The 15865-nt window shown below is 66.9% G+C and carries 16 protein-coding genes; 12 read left to right on the forward strand and 4 right to left on the reverse strand.

Features of this window, described 5'->3' with window-relative positions:
- Positions 1–13: 13 nt before the first annotated feature.
- Entirely contained in the window at positions 14–1435 is a 1422-nt protein-coding gene (locus ACN5W5_RS03005; RefSeq protein WP_420047105.1) for a sensor histidine kinase, read from the reverse strand.
- Positions 1432–2121 (reverse strand): response regulator transcription factor, encoded by a 690-nt coding sequence (locus ACN5W5_RS03010; RefSeq protein WP_420047106.1) that lies wholly within the window; start codon positions 2119–2121, stop codon positions 1432–1434. Before ACN5W5_RS03010 ends, ACN5W5_RS03005 begins: the two co-directional genes overlap by 4 nt.
- A 141-nt stretch (positions 2122–2262) precedes the next feature.
- On the opposite strand from ACN5W5_RS03010, the gene ACN5W5_RS03015 reads away from it, so the two are divergent.
- The 11 genes from ACN5W5_RS03015 (at position 2263) to ACN5W5_RS03065 (ending at position 13739) form a co-directional block, all read left to right on the forward strand.
- Positions 2263–3225, forward strand: a complete 963-nt coding sequence (locus ACN5W5_RS03015) for a Bug family tripartite tricarboxylate transporter substrate binding protein (protein WP_420047107.1) — start codon at positions 2263–2265, stop codon at positions 3223–3225.
- Positions 3226–3303: 78 nt separating this feature from the next.
- Positions 3304–3840 carry a tripartite tricarboxylate transporter TctB family protein gene (locus tag ACN5W5_RS03020; RefSeq protein ID WP_420047108.1) on the forward strand — a complete coding sequence of 179 codons (537 nt, stop codon included), beginning with the start codon at positions 3304–3306 and terminating at the stop codon, positions 3838–3840.
- A gap of 30 nt (positions 3841–3870) precedes the next feature.
- On the forward strand, positions 3871–5364 hold the full coding sequence (locus ACN5W5_RS03025) for a tripartite tricarboxylate transporter permease (protein ID WP_420047109.1): 1494 nt from the start codon (positions 3871–3873) through the stop codon (positions 5362–5364).
- 32 nt (positions 5365–5396) lie between these two features.
- Positions 5397–6035 carry an HAD family hydrolase gene (locus ACN5W5_RS03030; protein WP_420047110.1) on the forward strand — a complete coding sequence of 213 codons (639 nt, stop codon included), beginning with the start codon at positions 5397–5399 and terminating at the stop codon, positions 6033–6035.
- Between the two features lie 149 nt (positions 6036–6184).
- Positions 6185–7678 (forward strand): sigma-54 interaction domain-containing protein, encoded by a 1494-nt coding sequence (locus ACN5W5_RS03035; protein WP_420047111.1) that lies wholly within the window; start codon positions 6185–6187, stop codon positions 7676–7678.
- A gap of 165 nt (positions 7679–7843) precedes the next feature.
- The gene (locus ACN5W5_RS03040) at positions 7844–9034 is read left to right on the forward strand and encodes a substrate-binding domain-containing protein (protein ID WP_177135200.1); all 1191 of its coding nucleotides are present in this window, start codon (positions 7844–7846) and stop codon (positions 9032–9034) included.
- A 163-nt stretch (positions 9035–9197) separates the two neighbouring features.
- A complete protein-coding gene (locus tag ACN5W5_RS03045; RefSeq protein ID WP_420047112.1) occupies positions 9198–9959 on the forward strand; it encodes an ABC transporter ATP-binding protein in 762 nt (253 codons plus the stop codon).
- On the forward strand, positions 9956–10690 hold the full coding sequence (locus tag ACN5W5_RS03050; RefSeq protein WP_420047113.1) for an ABC transporter ATP-binding protein: 735 nt from the start codon (positions 9956–9958) through the stop codon (positions 10688–10690). The genes ACN5W5_RS03045 and ACN5W5_RS03050 overlap by 4 nt, the downstream gene beginning before the upstream one ends.
- A gap of 82 nt (positions 10691–10772) precedes the next feature.
- Positions 10773–11759 (forward strand): branched-chain amino acid ABC transporter permease, encoded by a 987-nt coding sequence (locus ACN5W5_RS03055; RefSeq protein WP_420047114.1) that lies wholly within the window; start codon positions 10773–10775, stop codon positions 11757–11759.
- 10 nt (positions 11760–11769) lie between these two features.
- Entirely contained in the window at positions 11770–12870 is a 1101-nt protein-coding gene (locus ACN5W5_RS03060; RefSeq protein WP_420047115.1) for a branched-chain amino acid ABC transporter permease, read from the forward strand.
- Positions 12867–13739, forward strand: coding sequence for an alpha/beta fold hydrolase (locus ACN5W5_RS03065; RefSeq protein ID WP_420047116.1), 873 nt, complete (start codon positions 12867–12869; stop codon positions 13737–13739). The genes ACN5W5_RS03060 and ACN5W5_RS03065 overlap by 4 nt, the downstream gene beginning before the upstream one ends.
- A 10-nt stretch (positions 13740–13749) precedes the next feature.
- Here the strand turns inward: ACN5W5_RS03065 and ACN5W5_RS03070 are convergent, their stop codons facing one another.
- Complete coding sequence (locus tag ACN5W5_RS03070; RefSeq protein WP_420047117.1) at positions 13750–13965, reverse strand: hypothetical protein; 216 nt, start codon at positions 13963–13965, stop codon at positions 13750–13752.
- Positions 13966–13994: 29 nt separating this feature from the next.
- On the reverse strand, positions 13995–15086 hold the full coding sequence (gene hemH / locus ACN5W5_RS03075; protein ID WP_420047118.1) for a ferrochelatase: 1092 nt from the start codon (positions 15084–15086) through the stop codon (positions 13995–13997).
- A gap of 19 nt (positions 15087–15105) precedes the next feature.
- On the opposite strand from hemH, the gene ACN5W5_RS03080 reads away from it, so the two are divergent.
- Positions 15106–15849, forward strand: coding sequence for an HAD family hydrolase (locus ACN5W5_RS03080; RefSeq protein WP_420047119.1), 744 nt, complete (start codon positions 15106–15108; stop codon positions 15847–15849).
- Positions 15850–15865 lie beyond the last annotated feature (16 nt).

Consider the following 15865-nt stretch of genomic DNA (forward strand, 5'->3'; position numbering starts at 1 on the left):
AGGTTTGTTAGGTTCAGGTGGAGGCCAGCGGCAGGCGGACGGTCGCGTCAAGCCCCAGGACCTGTCCGTGGGTTTCGCGGTTGATCAGGTCGATGCTGCCGCCGAGCGACAGCGTGACGCCGTGGCAGATCGCCAGGCCCAGACCCGAGCCGCTGCCCGGTGCACCGGCGCGCTGAGGGTCGGTGGCGAAGGGCTGGAACAGGCGCTCGCGCAACGCTGCCGAAATGCCGGGGCCGCTGTCGCTGATGGTGAGCGCCGCGGCGTGGGCGTCGCGCACCAGCGTCACCGCGAGGCGCGAGCCTTCGGGCGTGTTCTTGATGGCGTTGTGCAGCAGGTTGCGGCTGAGCTCCCGCAGTGCCCATTCGTGTGCGCGCACCCGCGCGCTGACGACGTCGAGCGAGAAGTCGAGCGCGCGCTCGGCGATCAGGGGCGAGAGATCGAGTCCCACGGCCCGGACCACGTCGGCCCAGTCCACTGCCGGCGCATCGGTCTCCTGGCGCAACTGCTCGACCTTGGCCAGCGCCAGCATCTGGTTGGCCAGTTCGGTGGCGCGTTCGACGGTGTGGCCGATTTCTTCCAGCGCCAGCTGCGGTTCCACGTCGCCCCGGCGCGCCGACTGCACCTGGGTCTTGAGCACGGCCAGCGGCGTGCGCAGCTGGTGCGAGGTGTCGCGCACGAAGCGCTTCTGGTGTTCCAGCAACTGCGACAGGCGCTGCATGTGCTGGTTGGTGGCTTCCACCAGCGGCAGCAGCTCGCGTGGGGCGCTGTCGGTGGGCAGGGGCGACAGGTCGTTCTCGCTGCGCGCCGAGAGCGCGTGGCTGAGTGCGCGCACCGGACGCGTGGCACGCTGCACCACGAACACCACCACCCCCGCGATCACGATCACCAGCGCCGCCTGGCGCCACAGCGTGTCGATGAGGATCTGGCGCGCGAGCGTCTGGCGCAGCTCCAGCGTTTCGGCCACCTGGATCGTGGTCATGCCTTGTCCGGCGACCCCAGCCACCGGCTGCAGCAGCACCGCCATGCGCACCGGCACGCCACGGTACTGGTCGTCGTAGAAGTGCACCAGGGCGGCGTAGATCTTCTGGTCGGGCATGCGCTGGCGGGCGGGCGGCAGGTCTTCGAAGCCGGAGACCATCTCGCCGGCAAACCCGCTGACCCGGTAGAAAATGCGGCTGCGGTTGTCGGCTTCGAAAGCCTCCAGCGCGGAATAGGCGAGCGATGAAGTCACCCGCGCACCCGAGCCGCCCTTCACCACCTCCAGCTGTTCGCCCAGCGACTTGGCGGTGGCCAGCAGGGTGCGGTCGTAGGCCGTATCGGCCGCGGCCAGTGCCTGGCGGTAGAGCACCACGGTGTTGATGAGCACGAAGCCGAACACGGGCAGCAGGATGCCGAGCAGCAGGGTGCGCCGCAGCGAGAGCGAGCGGGGCTTCACGTCGTGGCTTTCAACAGGTAACCCAGGCCACGCAGCGTGACCAGCTGCGCGCCGGTGTGGGCGATCTTCTTGCGCAGGCGGTAGGCCACGACCTCGATCGCTTCGGGCTGCACCTGGCTTTCCCCGGGAAACACCAGCTCGGTCAGGCGCTCCTTGGCGATCGCGTGCCCCGGCTTCTGCAGCACGGCGCGCAGCAGGGCCAGTTCACGCGGCGCGAGTTCGAGGGGCTGGCCCTCGAAGTAGACCGCGCCGTTGTCCTTGTCGAGCTGCATGCCGCACCAGACGGCGGAGCGGCCGCTCGGGCCGTTGACGGCTTCGCTGGCGCTGCCTGAGCGACGGACCAGGGCGCGCAGGCGGGCTTCGAGTTCGTCCAGGTCAAAGGGCTTGGGCAGGTAGTCGTCGGCGCCGGTGTTCAGGCCGATGATGCGGTCGCCCACGGTGCCGCGCGCGGTGAGGATGATGACCGGCGTGGTCAGGCCGGCGGTGCGCGCGTCGCCCAGCACCTGCAGGCCGTCGCGCCCGGGCAGGCTCAGATCGAGCAGCACGGCGTCGGGCAGGCTGGCTTGCCAGAGCGCCAGCGCGCGCTCGCCGTCGCCGCAGGTGAGCACCTGCATGCCGCGCCGCTCGAACGTGCGCCGCAGCGTGGTCTGCATGGTGGGGTTGTCTTCGATCAGCAGCAGTTTCATTCGGCTTCGATTATCGGCAGCACAGGCAACTCACAGGGGTGCCCAGTTGGACTAGGGTTTCTCCTAGGTGGTTGGACAGCCGATTGACAGCGTGCGACAGGAACATGGACCCCGTCGATCAACACCCTATGGAGACATCACATGCGTCGCGACACCTTCCTCAAATCCTTGGCCGCCATGGCCGCAGCTGGCGCCCTGCCGAACCTGGCCTGGGCCCAGGGGGCCAACATCAAGATGATGATTCCCGCGAACCCGGGCGGTGGCTGGGACGGCACCGGCCGTGCCCTGGGTGAAGCCCTGCGCGACGCCAAGGTGGCCAGTTCGGTGACCTTTGAAAACAAGGGCGGCGCCGCGGGCGCGATTGGCCTGGCCCAGTTCTACAACGCCAGCAAGGGCGATCCGAACGCGCTCATGGTCATGGGCGCTGTCATGCTGGGCGGCATCATCACCGGCAAGCCGCCGGTGTCGGTCACGCAACTCACGCCGATTGCCCGCCTGACGACCGAATACAACGTGTTCGTGTTGCCGGCCAACTCGCCTTTCAAAACCATGAAAGACGTGGTTGAACAGCTCAAGAAGGACCCGGGCAGCGTCAAGTGGGGCGGCGGCTCGCGCGGTTCCACCGAGCACATTGCGGCCGCGCAGATCGCGCAGTCGGTCGGCGTGCCCGCGGCCAAGATCAACTACGTGCCCTTCCGTGGCGGTGGCGAGGCGGTGGCGGCCATCCTGGGTGGCAACGTCACCGTGGGCGGCAGCGGCTACAGCGAGTTCCAGCAGTACATCGAATCCGGCAAGATGAAAGCCATCGGCATCACCTCGGGCGAACGCGTCAAGGGCATTGACGTGCCCACGCTCAAGGAGCAGGGCATCAATGTGGAGATTGGCAACTGGCGCGGCGTGTTCGGCGCCGCCGGCATCACCCCGGCCCAGCGCGATGAGCTGACCAACCGTGTGATCCAGGCCACCAAGAGCAAGGCCTGGACCGATGCGCTGGTGAAGAACAACTGGATGCCCGCGTTGCTGACCGGCAAGGCTTTCGACGAGTTCGTCGACAAGGACTTCTCCAGCCTGCGCGCGACCATGGTGCGCGCCGGCATGGTCTGAGCCACACCCGTTTCCGTTTGACACAGCGGCCACGGCGTACGTGTCGTGGCCGCGCCTTTTTCCGGACAGGAGAGCTCCATGCAAGCCCCCACCCCAGCGACGCCCGAGCCGCGCCCCGATCACCGCCCCGGCCAGCTGGCCCTGGGCATTGCCGCCGTGCTGCTGGCCGCCGGACTGGCCTACGGCGCGGCCAACATTCCGTCGGACGCGGGCTACGCGGGCGTCGGCCCGGACTTCCTGCCCTGGGTGGTGTCGGCCGCCATGGGCTTGTGCGGTGTGCTGCTGATCTGGGAAGTGCGCACTGGCGGTTTCCGCAACATGCCCGAGCCCTCGGGCGCGGCCCGTGGCGACTGGCATGCCATGGTCTGGGTGTCGGCCGGCATCCTGGGCAACGCGGCGCTCATCACCACCATCGGTTTCATCCTGAGTTGTGCGATGTGCTTCACGCTGGCGGTGCGCGGCCTGCGCATCAGCGAAGGCAAGCCTGCGGGCAACGCCATGCAGACGGTGAAAGACGCGGTGATCGGCATGCTGATCTCGGCGCCCACCTTCTGGCTGTTCACCAAATTCCTCGCCGTCAACCTGCCGGGCCTCACAGGCACCGGCTGGCTGTGAGCCCTGTGACGGACCAGAAAGGAATTCACCATGCTTGAAACCTGGAACAACCTGCTCGGCGGCTTTGTGACCGCCGGCACCCCCATCAACCTGCTGTGGGCGCTGGCCGGCTGCGCGCTGGGCACCGCCATCGGCGTGCTGCCTGGCCTGGGCCCGGCGGTCACGGTGGCCATGCTGCTGCCGATCACCGGTCAGGTGGAGGCCACCGCGTCGATGATCTTTTTCGCCGGCATCTACTACGGCGCCATGTACGGCGGATCGACCACCTCCATCCTGCTCAACACGCCCGGAGAGACCGGCACCATGGTGACCGCGCTCGAAGGCTTCAAGATGGCCAAGAGCGGACGCGCCGGCGCCGCGCTCGCCACCTCGGCCATCGGCTCGTTCGTGGCCGGCAGCATCGCGACGGTGCTGGTGACGCTGTTCGCGCCCATCCTGGCGGAGTTCGCCGTGAAGCTCGGACCACCCGAGTATTTCTGCCTGATGCTGCTGGCCTTCACCACCGTGAGCGCGGTGCTGGGGCAGAGCACGCTGCGCGGCATCACGGCGCTGTTCTTCGGCCTGGCGCTGGGTCTGGTGGGCATGGACCAGATCACCGGCCAGGTGCGTTACACCGGCGGCGTCATCGAATTCCTGGACGGCGTCGAAGTGGTGCTGGTGGCCGTGGGCCTGTTTGCCGTCACCGAGGCGCTCTACAACGCCTTGTACGAAGGCAGGAGCGAAGCCAACCTGAACAAGATGAACAAGGCGCACATGACGCGCACCGAGTGGAAGCGCTCCTGGCCCGCCTGGCTGCGCGGCACCTTCATCGGCTTCCCCTTCGGCACCATCCCCGCGGGTGGCTCCGAGATCCCCACGTTTCTGAGCTACGCGACGGAGCGCAAGCTGGCCGACCCCGAGTTCAAGAAGGAATTCGGCACCACCGGTGCCATCGAAGGCGTGGCCGGCCCCGAAGCCGCCAACAACGCGGCCGTGACGGCCACGCTGGTGCCGCTGCTCACGCTGGGCATCCCCACCTCGGTGACGGCGGCCATCCTGCTGAGCGCACTGCAGAACTACGGCATCAACGCCGGGCCACAGCTGTTCGAGACGTCCTCTGCCCTGGTGTGGGCGCTGATCGCCTCGCTCTACATCGGCAACGTGATGCTGCTGGTGCTCAACCTGCCCATGGTGGGGCTGTGGGTGAAGCTGCTGAAGATCCCCAAGGCGCCGCTGTACGCCGGCATCCTGATCTTCGCCACGGTGGGTGTCTACGGCATGCGCCAGAGCTCGTTCGACCTGTTCGTCATGTTTGGCCTGGCCTTGGTGGGCGTGGTGTTGCGCCGGTTCGATTTCCCCACCGCGCCGGTGATCGTGGGCCTGATCCTGGGCCCGCTGGCCGAGGCGCAGTTCCGCAACGCGATGTCGATCGGCGAGGGCAGTGTGGCCGTGTTTTTCCAGCGCCCGATGTCGGCCACCTTGCTGACCATTGTGGTGCTGGTGTTGATCACGCCGCGCCTGCTGGCCTGGCACCGCAGATCCTGAAGGGGTGGGGGGATGCGCGCGACAATGGCGGCATGAGCCCACAGAAGACGGTCATTTTTGACCTGGGCGGCGTGCTGCTGCACTGGCAGCCGCTGACCCTGCTGCAGCACCTGCTGCCGCAACACGCCCCCCACCACGCCGGAGCGCAGGCGCTGGCGCAGCAGCTGTTCCAGGGTTTCGATCCTGGTGGCGACTGGGCGCTGTTCGACCTGGGTCAGATCGAACCCGACGCACTGGCGCAACGCATTGCCGCGCGCACCGGCCTGCCGGAGCTGGACGTGCAGGCGGTGATCGAGGCCATTCCGCCGCACCTGGCCACACTGGAAGGTACCGAGGCGCTGCTGCACGAACTGCGCGCGCAGGGCCATCGGCTGTGCTTCCTCTCCAACATGCCGGCGCCGTATGCCGAGCGACTGCTGCGAGACAAGACGTTTTTCAGCGCTTTCGACGACGGCATCTTCTCGGCCCATGTTCAACAGATCAAGCCCGACCCGGGTATCTACGCGCTGGCGGTCGAGCGCTTCGGCCTCCGTCGGGAGGGTGTCTGGTTTGTGGACGACGTGCAGCGCAACCTGGACGCGGCGCGCCCGCACGGGTGGCAGGGCGTGCGCTTCGAGTCGGCCGGGCAGGCGAGGGCGCAACTGGTCGAAGCTGGCCTGCTGCCGATCTGAGCGACCGAACGGCTGCTATCGCTCCGGAGCGAAATGCCTCACCCAGGATGCGGTGGAGCCGGCTTTGCCGGGCCGCTCGCATCGCCCCTTGAGGGGCGGAGCGGTTACGCGAAGCGAACAAGCGATGGGGGTGGGCTTAATATCCCGTCATGATCCGAGACGACCGACTTCCCCGCGACGCGCAGAGCATTCTGGAGCTCGCCGCGCGTTCCATGTTCGACCTGTTCGCCACCGCCAGCGAAGGCATGATGCTGGTGGACCGCAAGGCGCGCGTGGTCTGGATCAACGACCAGTACCGCCGTTTCCTGCCCGCGCTGGGTTTCGAGCGCGAAGAAGATTTCGTCGGCCACCCGGTCTCCAGCGTGGTTCAGAACACGCAGATGCACCAGGTGCTGGCCACCGGCAAGCCGATCCTGATCGACCTGCTGACCAACAAGGCCGGCACCTTCGTGGTCAGCCGCATTCCGCTGCGCGACGACGCGGGCGAGGTCATCGGCGTGCTGGGCATCGTGCTGTTCGACCACCCCGAAACCACACTGCAGCCGCTGATCGCCAAGTTCGCGCGGCTGGAGCAGGACCTGAGCGACGCGCGGCGCGAGCTGGCCAGCCAGCGCCGCAGCAAATACACCTTCGCCAGTTTCGTGGGCACCAGCCCGGGCGCGCTGGAAGTGAAACGCCAGGCGCGACGCGCGGCGTCTTCCAGCAGCCCGGTGCTGCTGCTGGGCGAAACCGGCACCGGCAAGGAACTGCTGGCCCACGCCATCCACGCCGCGTCGCCGCGCGCGGGGCGGCCGTTCGTGAGCGTGAACATGGCGGCCGTGCCCGACACGCTGCTGGAAGCCGAGTTCTTCGGCGTGGCGCCGGGCGCCTACACCGGCGCCGACAAGAAGGGCCGCGACGGCAAGTTCAAGCTGGCCGACGGCGGCACGCTGTTTCTCGACGAGCTGGGCGACATGCCGATGTCGGTGCAGGTCAAGCTGTTGCGCGCGCTGCAGGAAGGCGAGATCGAGCCACTGGGTTCGAACAAGCTGGTCAGTTTTGACGTGCGTGTGGTGGCAGCCACCTCGCGCGACCTCCAGCACATGGTGCGCGAGGGCAGCTTCCGCGAAGACCTGTATTACCGCCTCAACGTGCTGCCGATCCGGGTGCCGCCGCTGCGCGAGCGGCGCGACGACGTGCCCTTGCTGATCGAAACCCTGTGCGAGGACATCGCCGCGCGCGGCGCAGGCGAGCAGATCGACCTGCAGCCCTGTGCCCGCGCGCTGCTCGCGGCCCAGCCCTGGCGTGGCAACATCCGCGAGCTGCGCAACGTGCTGGAGCAACTGGCCCTGCGCAGCGACTCGCCGCTGATCGCGGCGCCGCAGGTGGAGGTGGTGCTGCGCGAATCGGGGCTGGACCGCATCGAGCCTGCCATGGTGCCCGCTCCTGCGCAGGCATTGGCCGCGGGCGGGGTGGACGCCCGGCCCCTGCCGGAGCAGATCGCCGAACTGGAGCAGCGGGCCATCGCGGCGGCGCTGCAGCGCAGCGGCGGCAACCGGGCTGCGGCGGCACGCCTACTCGGCATCTCGCGCGCCAGCCTGTACGACAAGCTGGGAGCCTCAACAGGCTCTGTGGATATGTCTGAAATTCAGACAAGCGTCTGAATAATAGACACATGTATCCGCCCGTGACTGTCTGAAACTCAGACAAGCGCCCAGTCGTCGCTGAAAAATCTGTTTGAAATCAAACACTTGTCTCCCTGGCACGGACCCTGCGATGGGAAAGACGCGGCGCCACGCGCTGTGACACTTCCAACCAGGAGACAAGACATGCACAACACCACCCGCCGCCTGGCGGTCATCGCGCTCGCCTGCACCGCCACGCTGGGCTTTGCCCAGTCGAACAAGGGCGAGATCCGCATTGCCCACGTCTACGACAAGACCGGCCCGCTCGAAGCCTACGCCAAGCAGACCCACACGGGCCTGATGATGGGCCTGAACTACGCCACCGGTGGCACGATGATGGTGGGTGGCAAGAAGCTGGTGGTGATCGAGAAAGACAGCCAGTTCAAACCCGACGTGGGCAAGGCCCAGCTGGCGGCCGCGTTCGCCGACGACAAGGCCGACATCGCCGTGGGCCCGACCGGTTCCGGCGTGGCGCTGGCCATGCTGCCGGTGGCCGAGGAGTACAAGAAAATCCTGCTGGTGGAGCCCGCCGTGGCGGACTCCATCACCGGCGACAAGTGGAACAAGTACATCTTCCGCACCGGCCGCAATTCCTCGCAGGACGCGATCTCCAACGCCGTGGCGCTGGACAAGGCCGGCGTGAACATCGCCACGCTGGCGCAGGACTACGCGTTCGGGCGTGATGGCGTGAAGGCCTTCAAGGACGCGGTCAAGACCGCCAAGATCGTGCACGAGGAATACCTGCCGACCAGCACCACCGACTTCACCGCCGGTGCGCAGCGCCTGATCGACAAGCTCAAGGACCTGCCGGGCCGCAAGGTGATCTTCATCATCTGGGCCGGCGCAGGCAACCCGTTCAAGATCGCCGATCTCGATCTCAAGCGCTACAACATCGAGATCGCCACCGGCGGCAACATCCTGCCGGCGATGGCCAACTACAAGAACTTTCCTGGCATGGAAGGCGCCACGTACTACTACTTCGGCATCCCGAAGAACCCGGTCAACGATGCCATGGTGGCGCAGCACTACAGCCAGTTCAAGAGCCCGCCCGACTTCTTCACCGCTGGCGGCTTCAGCGCGGCGATGGCGGTGGTGACCGCGCTCAAGAAGACCAATGGCGACACCAAGACCGACACGCTGATCAAGACCATGGAGGGCATGAGCTTCGAGACGCCCAAGGGCACCATGACCTTCCGCAAGGAAGACCACCAGGCGATGCAGAGCATGTACCACTTCAAGATCAAGGTGGACCCGGCGTTCCCGTGGGGTGTGCCTGAACTCGTGCGCGAGATCAAGCCGGCGGACATGAATGTGCCTATCAAAAACAAGCGCTGAAAGCGCTTGACCCCCTGCGCCGCTGAGGCGGCTTCCCCCTGAAAGGGGGACAACACCTGCGGCCCGGCGAAGCCGGTTCCGCGGTGTTTCTCGTAGGTCGCCGCTGGCGGCGACTGCTTGCGCACTTGCGCTGCGCTTTTGTGGTGTGGCGTTCGGAGACTTCATGCTTGAAACACGCGATCTCACGGTCCGCTTCGGTGGGCACGTGGCGGTGAATGCTGTGTCCTGCGCTTTCGAGCCGGGCACGCTGACCGCCATCGTCGGCCCCAACGGTGCGGGCAAGACGACCTACTTCAACCTCATCTCGGGGCAGATCCGGGCCTCGGCGGGCAGCGTTCGCCTGAACGGGGTGGACGTCTCTTCGCTGGGCGCGCCGGCGCGGGCGCAGGCCGGTCTGGGTCGGGCGTTCCAGCTCACCAACCTGTTCCCCAACCTCACGGTGCGCGAGAACGTGCGGCTGGCGGTGCAGGCGAGGGCGGGCGCGGGGCTGAACCTCTGGCGCATCTGGAGCGACCGGCGTGACCTGGTCGTTCGCGCCGACGAGGTGCTGGAGGCCGTGGCGCTGGCGGACAAGGGCGACGCGCTCGCGTCCAGCCTGCCGCACGGCGACCAGCGCAAGCTGGAGGTGGGCATCCTGATGGCGCTGGAGCCGCAGGTGTTCATGTTCGACGAGCCCACCGCGGGCATGAGCGTGGACGAGGTGCCCGTCATCCTGAACCTGATCCGCCAGCTCAAGGCCGACAAGACCAAGACCATCCTGCTGGTCGAACACAAGATGGACGTGGTGCGCGAGTTGTCTGATCGCATCATCGTGCTGCACAACGGCGAACTGGTGGCCGACGGCGACCCGGCGACCGTGATCGCCTCGCCGGTGGTGCAGCAGGCCTACCTCGGCATCAACCCTGAAGAAGAGGTGTCAGCATGAGCAATCTCCTGACTCTCAACGGCGTGCACACCCACATCGGCGCGTACCACATCCTGCACGGCGTGGACCTCGCCGTGCCCGCCGGGCAACTGACCATGCTGCTGGGTCGCAACGGCGCGGGCAAGACCACCACGCTGCGCACCATCATGGGCCTGTGGCACGCCAGCCAGGGCACGGTGGTGCTCGATGGCCAGGACATCACGCAGAAGCCCACGCCCGACATCGCGCACAGCGGCGTGGCCTACGTGCCCGAGAGCATGGGCATCTTCTCGGACCTTTCGGTGCGCGAGAACATGCTGCTGGCCGCACGCGGCGCGCGCACGCTGGACGACATCGACACCACGCGGCTGGAGTGGATCTTCGGCCTGTTCCCGGCCATGAAGAAGTTCTGGACCCACCCGGCGGGCAAGCTCAGCGGCGGACAGAAGCAGATGCTGGCCGTGTCGCGCGCCATCGTCGAACCGCGCCAGCTGCTGCTGATCGACGAGCCCAGCAAGGGCCTGGCGCCCGCGATCATCCAGAACATGATCGAGGCCTTCCGCCAGCTCAAGGCGGCGCAGACCACGATCCTGCTGGTCGAGCAGAACTTCAACTTCGCCAGACAACTCGGCGACACGGTGGCCGTGATGGACGACGGACGCGTGGTGCACAGCGGCTCCATGGCCGAACTGGCTGCCGATGAATCGATGCAGTCGAGACTGCTGGGCCTTTCCCTGGGAGCACACCAATGACACCCCACACCCATCACTGCGTGTATTCGCTGCCCCTCCAAGAGGGGCTGGCCTCCCTTGGGGCGGCCCGGCGGGAGGTCCCATGAGTTTGTTCAAAGACATGGACTGGAAACCCATGGCCCTGGTGCCGGTGCTGGCGCTGGCCGCCTTGCCCGCCATCGGCAGCCCCTCCACCTGGCTCACGCTCACCGTGGCCGGGCTGGCGATGGGCATGATCGTCTTCATCATCGCCTCGGGCCTGACGCTGGTGTTTGGCCTGATGGACGTGCTCAACTTTGGCCACGGCGTGTTCATCGCGCTCGGTGCCTTCGTGGCCACCACCGTGCTGGCCACCATGGGCAGCTACACCACGGCCGACAGCCTGTGGTTGAACCTGCTGGCGCTGTTTCCCGCGATGCTGGTGGCGATGGCCGTGGCGGGAGCGCTGGGTCTGGTGTTCGAGCGCCTGATCATCCGCCCGGTGTACGGCATGCACCTGAAGCAGATCCTCATCACCATGGGCGGCATGATCATCGGCGAAGAGCTGATCAAGGTGATCTGGGGGCCGGAGCAGATCCCGCTGCCGCTGCCCGAGGCGCTGCGTGGCGCGGTGCTCATGGGCGATGCCGCGGTGGAGAAATACCGGCTGCTGGCCGTGCTGGTGGGTGCTGCCGTGTTCGCTGCCATGGTCTGGACGCTCAACCGCACCAAGGTCGGTCTGCTGATCCGCGCCGGCGTGCAGGACCGCGAGATGGTCGAGTCCCTGGGCTACCGCATCCGTCGCCTGTTCGTCGGCGTGTTCGTGGCCGGCTCTGCACTGGCCGGCCTGGGCGGCGTGATGTGGGGTCTGTACCAGCAGAGCGTGATTCCGCAGATGGGCGCGCAGGTCAACGTGCTGATCTTCATCGTCATCATCATCGGCGGCCTGGGCTCCACGCTGGGCGCGCTCATCGGCGCGCTGCTGGTCGGCCTGATGGCCAACTACACCGGCTTCCTGGTGCCCAAGGTGGCGCTGTTTTCCAACATCGCGCTGATGGTGGCCATTCTGTTGTGGCGGCCGCAGGGTGTCTATCCTGTGACCAACCGTTGAGGAGCCGATGATGTTGACCCGACTGCTCTCCCACGACCTCCCACGCAGCCGCTGGCTCGCCGCGCTGCTTGTGATCCTGTTCCTCGGCCTGGCGTTCGCGCCCTTCCTGTTTCCGGGTGTGAAGGCGCTCAACGTGGCGGCCAAGGTGCTGGTGTTCGTGGCCCTGGTGGCCAGCTTCGACCTGCTGCTGGGCTACACCGGCATCGTGAGCTTTGCCCACACCATGTTCTTCGGCATCGGGGCCTACGGCGTGGCGATCGCGCTCAACGCGGTCGAAGAACCGTCCTGGGGTGCGATCGCGCTGGGGGTGATCTGTGCGCTGCTGATCTCGCTGGTGCTCTCGTTCATGATCGGCCTGTTTTCGCTGCGGGTGAAAGCAATCTTCTTCGCCATGATCACGCTGGCGGTGGCCTCGGCCTTCCTCACGCTGGCTTCGCAGCTGTCGGATTTCACCGGCGGCGAAGACGGCCTGAGCTTCAGCGTGCCCGAACTGCTGTCGCCGGGCTTCACGCTGACCGAAGAGCCGCTGGTCACGCCACTGGGCGAGGTGGATCTGAACGGCAAGCTGGTCACCTACTACCTGATCTTCGCGGCGGTCACGGCGATCTTCCTCACCATCCTGCGCATCGTGAATTCGCCTTTCGGCCGCGTGCTGCAGGCGATCCGCGAAAACGATTTCCGTGCCGAGGCGCTGGGCTACCGCACCGTCGTGTACCGCACGCTGTCCAACGTGCTCTCGGCCGCCTTCGCCACGCTGGCCGGCTGCCTGCTCGCGCTCTGGCTGCGCTACAACGGACCCGACACCTCGCTCTCGTTCGAGATCATGCTCGACATCCTGCTCATCGTCGTGATCGGCGGCATGGGCACGCTCTACGGCGCGTTGATCGGCAGCGTGTTGTTCGTGCTGGCGCAGAGCTACCTGCAGGACCTGCTGCGCCTCGCGGGCGAGGCCACCGCTGGCATTCCGCTGCTGCCCGCGCTGCTCACCCCCGACCGCTGGCTGCTCTGGATGGGTGTGCTGTTCGTCTTGTCGGTCTATTACTTTCCCACCGGCATCGTCGGCAAGCTGCGCGAGCGTTCGGTCCTCGCAAAACTCAGAGGCTTGAAATGAACACCTCCACTGTGGTTCCCCAGTCGCGCTACCTTGTGTGCGAAGGCCGCGAGATCCATTTCATGGACTGGGCACCCGCACCCGGCGTGCCCGAAAGCACGCCCGTGATCGCCTGGCACGGCCTGGCGCGCACCGGGCGCGACATGGACCCGCTGGCCGCGTACCTGAGCGGTCTGGGTCACCGCGTGATCTGCCCCGACACCATCGGCCGTGGCCTGTCGCAATGGAGCCCGACACCCGAGATCGAGTACTGCCTGGACTTCTACGCCCGCATCGCCACGGCGCTGGTGGAGCAGCTTGGGCTCGCGTCCTTCCACTGGGTGGGCACCTCCATGGGTGGCGCCATCGGCATGGTGTGCGCGGCCGGTCCGCTGCAGGGCCGCATCCAGCGCCTGGTGCTCAACGACATCGGCCCCAAGCTGGCCGACGCCGCGGTCGAGCGCATCCGCAGCTACGCCGGCAACCCGGCTTCGTTTGCCACCGTGGGCGAACTGGAACAGTATTTCCGCACGGTCTACAAACCTTACGGATTCCTCACCGACGCGCAATGGAAGCTGCTCACCGAAAGCTCCACCCGCCGCCTGCCCAATGGCCGTGTCACGCCGCACTACGACCCCGCCATGGTGATGCAGTTCACCCAGCATCCGGCGGACTACGAGCTGTGGGATGCCTACGACCGCATCGACATACCGGTGTTGTGCCTGCGTGGCGCGGATTCCGACCTGCTGCTGGCCGACACCGCCGAAGCCATGCGCGACCGCGGGCCGCGTGCGCTGGTGGTGACGATCGCGGGCTGTGGCCATGCGCCGGCGCTCAATGTGCCCGAGCAGCTGGATCTGGTGCAGCGCTTTTTAGTCGGTGTGCACTGAGAGCCTGAGATCAGGGCCTGGACGGGAGGGCTTCGACCTCGCGCTGGTAGTCCTCGTGCGAGGTGCTGGCGCTCTTCAGGCAGCGCTGCCGTTGCTGCATGTCTTCGATCTTGAAACACTGCTGGCGTTGCCAGCTCTGGCCGCTGTAGTAAGCCGTCTGCGGGGAGCAGCCCGCCACCAGGCTGGCCAGGGCGCACAGGGTGAAGAGGGCGGGCAGTTTGTTCATGATGAATTCCAGGGCACCGAGGTGTCGCGTCAGTCCTTGGCGCCGAGCGCGAGCGCCCGCTCGCGGCTTTCCTTGAGCGCCATCGGATCGTCGGCCTGTTTCGTCGGCCAGCCTTGCAGGTGGCGTTCGGTCAGGTCGGTGAGCGCGCGGATCCAGTCGGGGCTGTCGTTGAGGCAATCGATGTACTGGAACTGCTGGCCGCCCGCGTGCAGGAAGGCTTCGCGAGCTTCCATGTTGATCTCTTCCAGCGTTTCCAGGCAGTCGCTGGTGAAGCCGGGACAGACCACGTCCACGCTCTTCACACCTTGCTGCGCCAGTGCGATCAGCGTCGGCTCGGTGTAGGGCTCCAGCCATTTGGCCTTGCCAAAGCGCGACTGGAAGGTCACCTTGTAGCGGTCCTTCGCCAGCCCCAGGCGTTCGGCGAGCAGGCGCGCGGTCTTGTGACACTCGCAGTGGTAGGGGTCGCCCAGGTGCAGGGTGCGCTCGGGCACGCCGTGAAAGCTCATCACCAGCTGCTCGGCCTGGCCGTGGTGCATCCAGTGCGCGCGGATCTTCCTCGTCAGTGCTTCGATGTAGCCTGTGTCATCGTGGTAGCGGTTGATGAAGCGCAGCTCGGGCAGATGGCGCACCTTCAGGCTCCAGCTGGCCACCGCGTCGATCACGCTGGCGGTGGTGGTGCCGCTGTACTGCGGATAGGCCGGCAGGATCAGCACGCGGCCAATGCCTTGCGCCTTGAGCTCGTCGAGCACGGCGGGGATGGAAGGGTTGCCGTAGCGCATGGCGTAGCGCACCGTGACCTGGTGGCCGCGCTCGCCCAGGTAGCCGCGCAGCAGCGTGGCCTGCTTCTGTGTCCACACCTTGAGCGGCGAGCCTTCGGGCGTCCAGACACTGGCGTATTTGGCGGCCGACTTGGCCGGCCGGGTGCGCAGGATGATGCCGTGCAGGATCAGCCACCAGATCGGCTTGGGGATCTCGACCACGCGGTGGTCCCCCAGGAACTCTGCGAGGTAGCGGCGCACCGCCGGGGCGGTGGCTTCGTCGGGGGTGCCGAGGTTGCACAGCACAACGGCCGTACCGGTCGACTGGCCATGCGAGAAGGGAGGTTCTTGTTGGAATGCCATGCGCTATTCTCCCGCAGACATGAACACCCTCGAACCATGCTCACCCGAGTCCGCTGTGACCGACGCCGGCCTGGATGTCTCGCGCATCCGCGCCATCACGCTCGACCTGGACGACACGCTCTGGCCGATCTGGCCCACGATCACGCGGGCTGAAGGTGTGTTGCATGCCTGGCTGAGCGAACACGCGCCGGCCGCTGCCGCGCTGTCTGCCACGCCGGGTACGCTGCGCGAGCTGCGCAACCAGATGACCACCACCCGGCCCGATCTGGCGCACGACATGAGCGGTCTGCGCCGTGAGTCCATCCGGCTGTTGCTGCAGCGCGCGGGCGATGACCCGACCCTGGCCGAGCCCGCGTTTGAGGTCTTCTTTGCCGAGCGCCACCGCGTGGAGCTGTTTGAAGACGCGCTGCCCGCACTGGAATGGCTGAGCAGCCGCTACCCGGTGGTGGCGGTGTCGAACGGCAACGCGGACGTGCACCGCGTCGGGATCGGCAGGCATTTCCGGGCCGCGCTCCATGCCCATGGGTTCGGCGCCGCCAAGCCCGATCCGGGCATCTTCCACGCCGCCGCGCAGGCCGCCGGCGTGCAGGCGTCGCAGGTGCTGCACATCGGCGACGATGCGCACCTGGACGGCGTGGGCGCACTGAACGCCGGCATGCAGCTCGCGTGGGTGAACCGCGAAGGCCATGCCTGGGAACATGCGCCGCTTGCGCCCCACATCACCGTGTCCGAACTGCTGGCCCTGTGCCGCGCGCTGGGCTGAACCTTCCTCATCCCGA

The sequence above is a fragment of the Hydrogenophaga sp. ZJX-1 genome, assembly GCF_048590325.1.
In the GTDB taxonomy this organism is placed as follows: domain Bacteria; phylum Pseudomonadota; class Gammaproteobacteria; order Burkholderiales; family Burkholderiaceae_C; genus Hydrogenophaga.

Coding starts and splice junctions, on each gene's coding strand:
- ACN5W5_RS03010 (WP_420047106.1), bottom strand. CDS start 2,121: ATGAAACTGCTGCTGATCGAAGACAACCCCACCATGCAGACCACGCTG.
- ACN5W5_RS03015 (WP_420047107.1), top strand. CDS start 2,263: ATGCGTCGCGACACCTTCCTCAAATCCTTGGCCGCCATGGCCGCAGCT.
- ACN5W5_RS03020 (WP_420047108.1), top strand. CDS start 3,304: ATGCAAGCCCCCACCCCAGCGACGCCCGAGCCGCGCCCCGATCACCGC.
- ACN5W5_RS03025 (WP_420047109.1), top strand. CDS start 3,871: ATGCTTGAAACCTGGAACAACCTGCTCGGCGGCTTTGTGACCGCCGGC.
- ACN5W5_RS03030 (WP_420047110.1), top strand. CDS start 5,397: ATGAGCCCACAGAAGACGGTCATTTTTGACCTGGGCGGCGTGCTGCTG.
- ACN5W5_RS03035 (WP_420047111.1), top strand. CDS start 6,185: ATGATCCGAGACGACCGACTTCCCCGCGACGCGCAGAGCATTCTGGAG.
- ACN5W5_RS03040 (WP_177135200.1), top strand. CDS start 7,844: ATGCACAACACCACCCGCCGCCTGGCGGTCATCGCGCTCGCCTGCACC.
- ACN5W5_RS03045 (WP_420047112.1), top strand. CDS start 9,198: ATGCTTGAAACACGCGATCTCACGGTCCGCTTCGGTGGGCACGTGGCG.
- ACN5W5_RS03050 (WP_420047113.1), top strand. CDS start 9,956: ATGAGCAATCTCCTGACTCTCAACGGCGTGCACACCCACATCGGCGCG.
- ACN5W5_RS03055 (WP_420047114.1), top strand. CDS start 10,773: ATGAGTTTGTTCAAAGACATGGACTGGAAACCCATGGCCCTGGTGCCG.
- ACN5W5_RS03060 (WP_420047115.1), top strand. CDS start 11,770: ATGTTGACCCGACTGCTCTCCCACGACCTCCCACGCAGCCGCTGGCTC.
- ACN5W5_RS03065 (WP_420047116.1), top strand. CDS start 12,867: ATGAACACCTCCACTGTGGTTCCCCAGTCGCGCTACCTTGTGTGCGAA.
- ACN5W5_RS03070 (WP_420047117.1), bottom strand. CDS start 13,965: ATGAACAAACTGCCCGCCCTCTTCACCCTGTGCGCCCTGGCCAGCCTG.
- hemH (WP_420047118.1), bottom strand. CDS start 15,086: ATGGCATTCCAACAAGAACCTCCCTTCTCGCATGGCCAGTCGACCGGT.
- ACN5W5_RS03080 (WP_420047119.1), top strand. CDS start 15,106: ATGAACACCCTCGAACCATGCTCACCCGAGTCCGCTGTGACCGACGCC.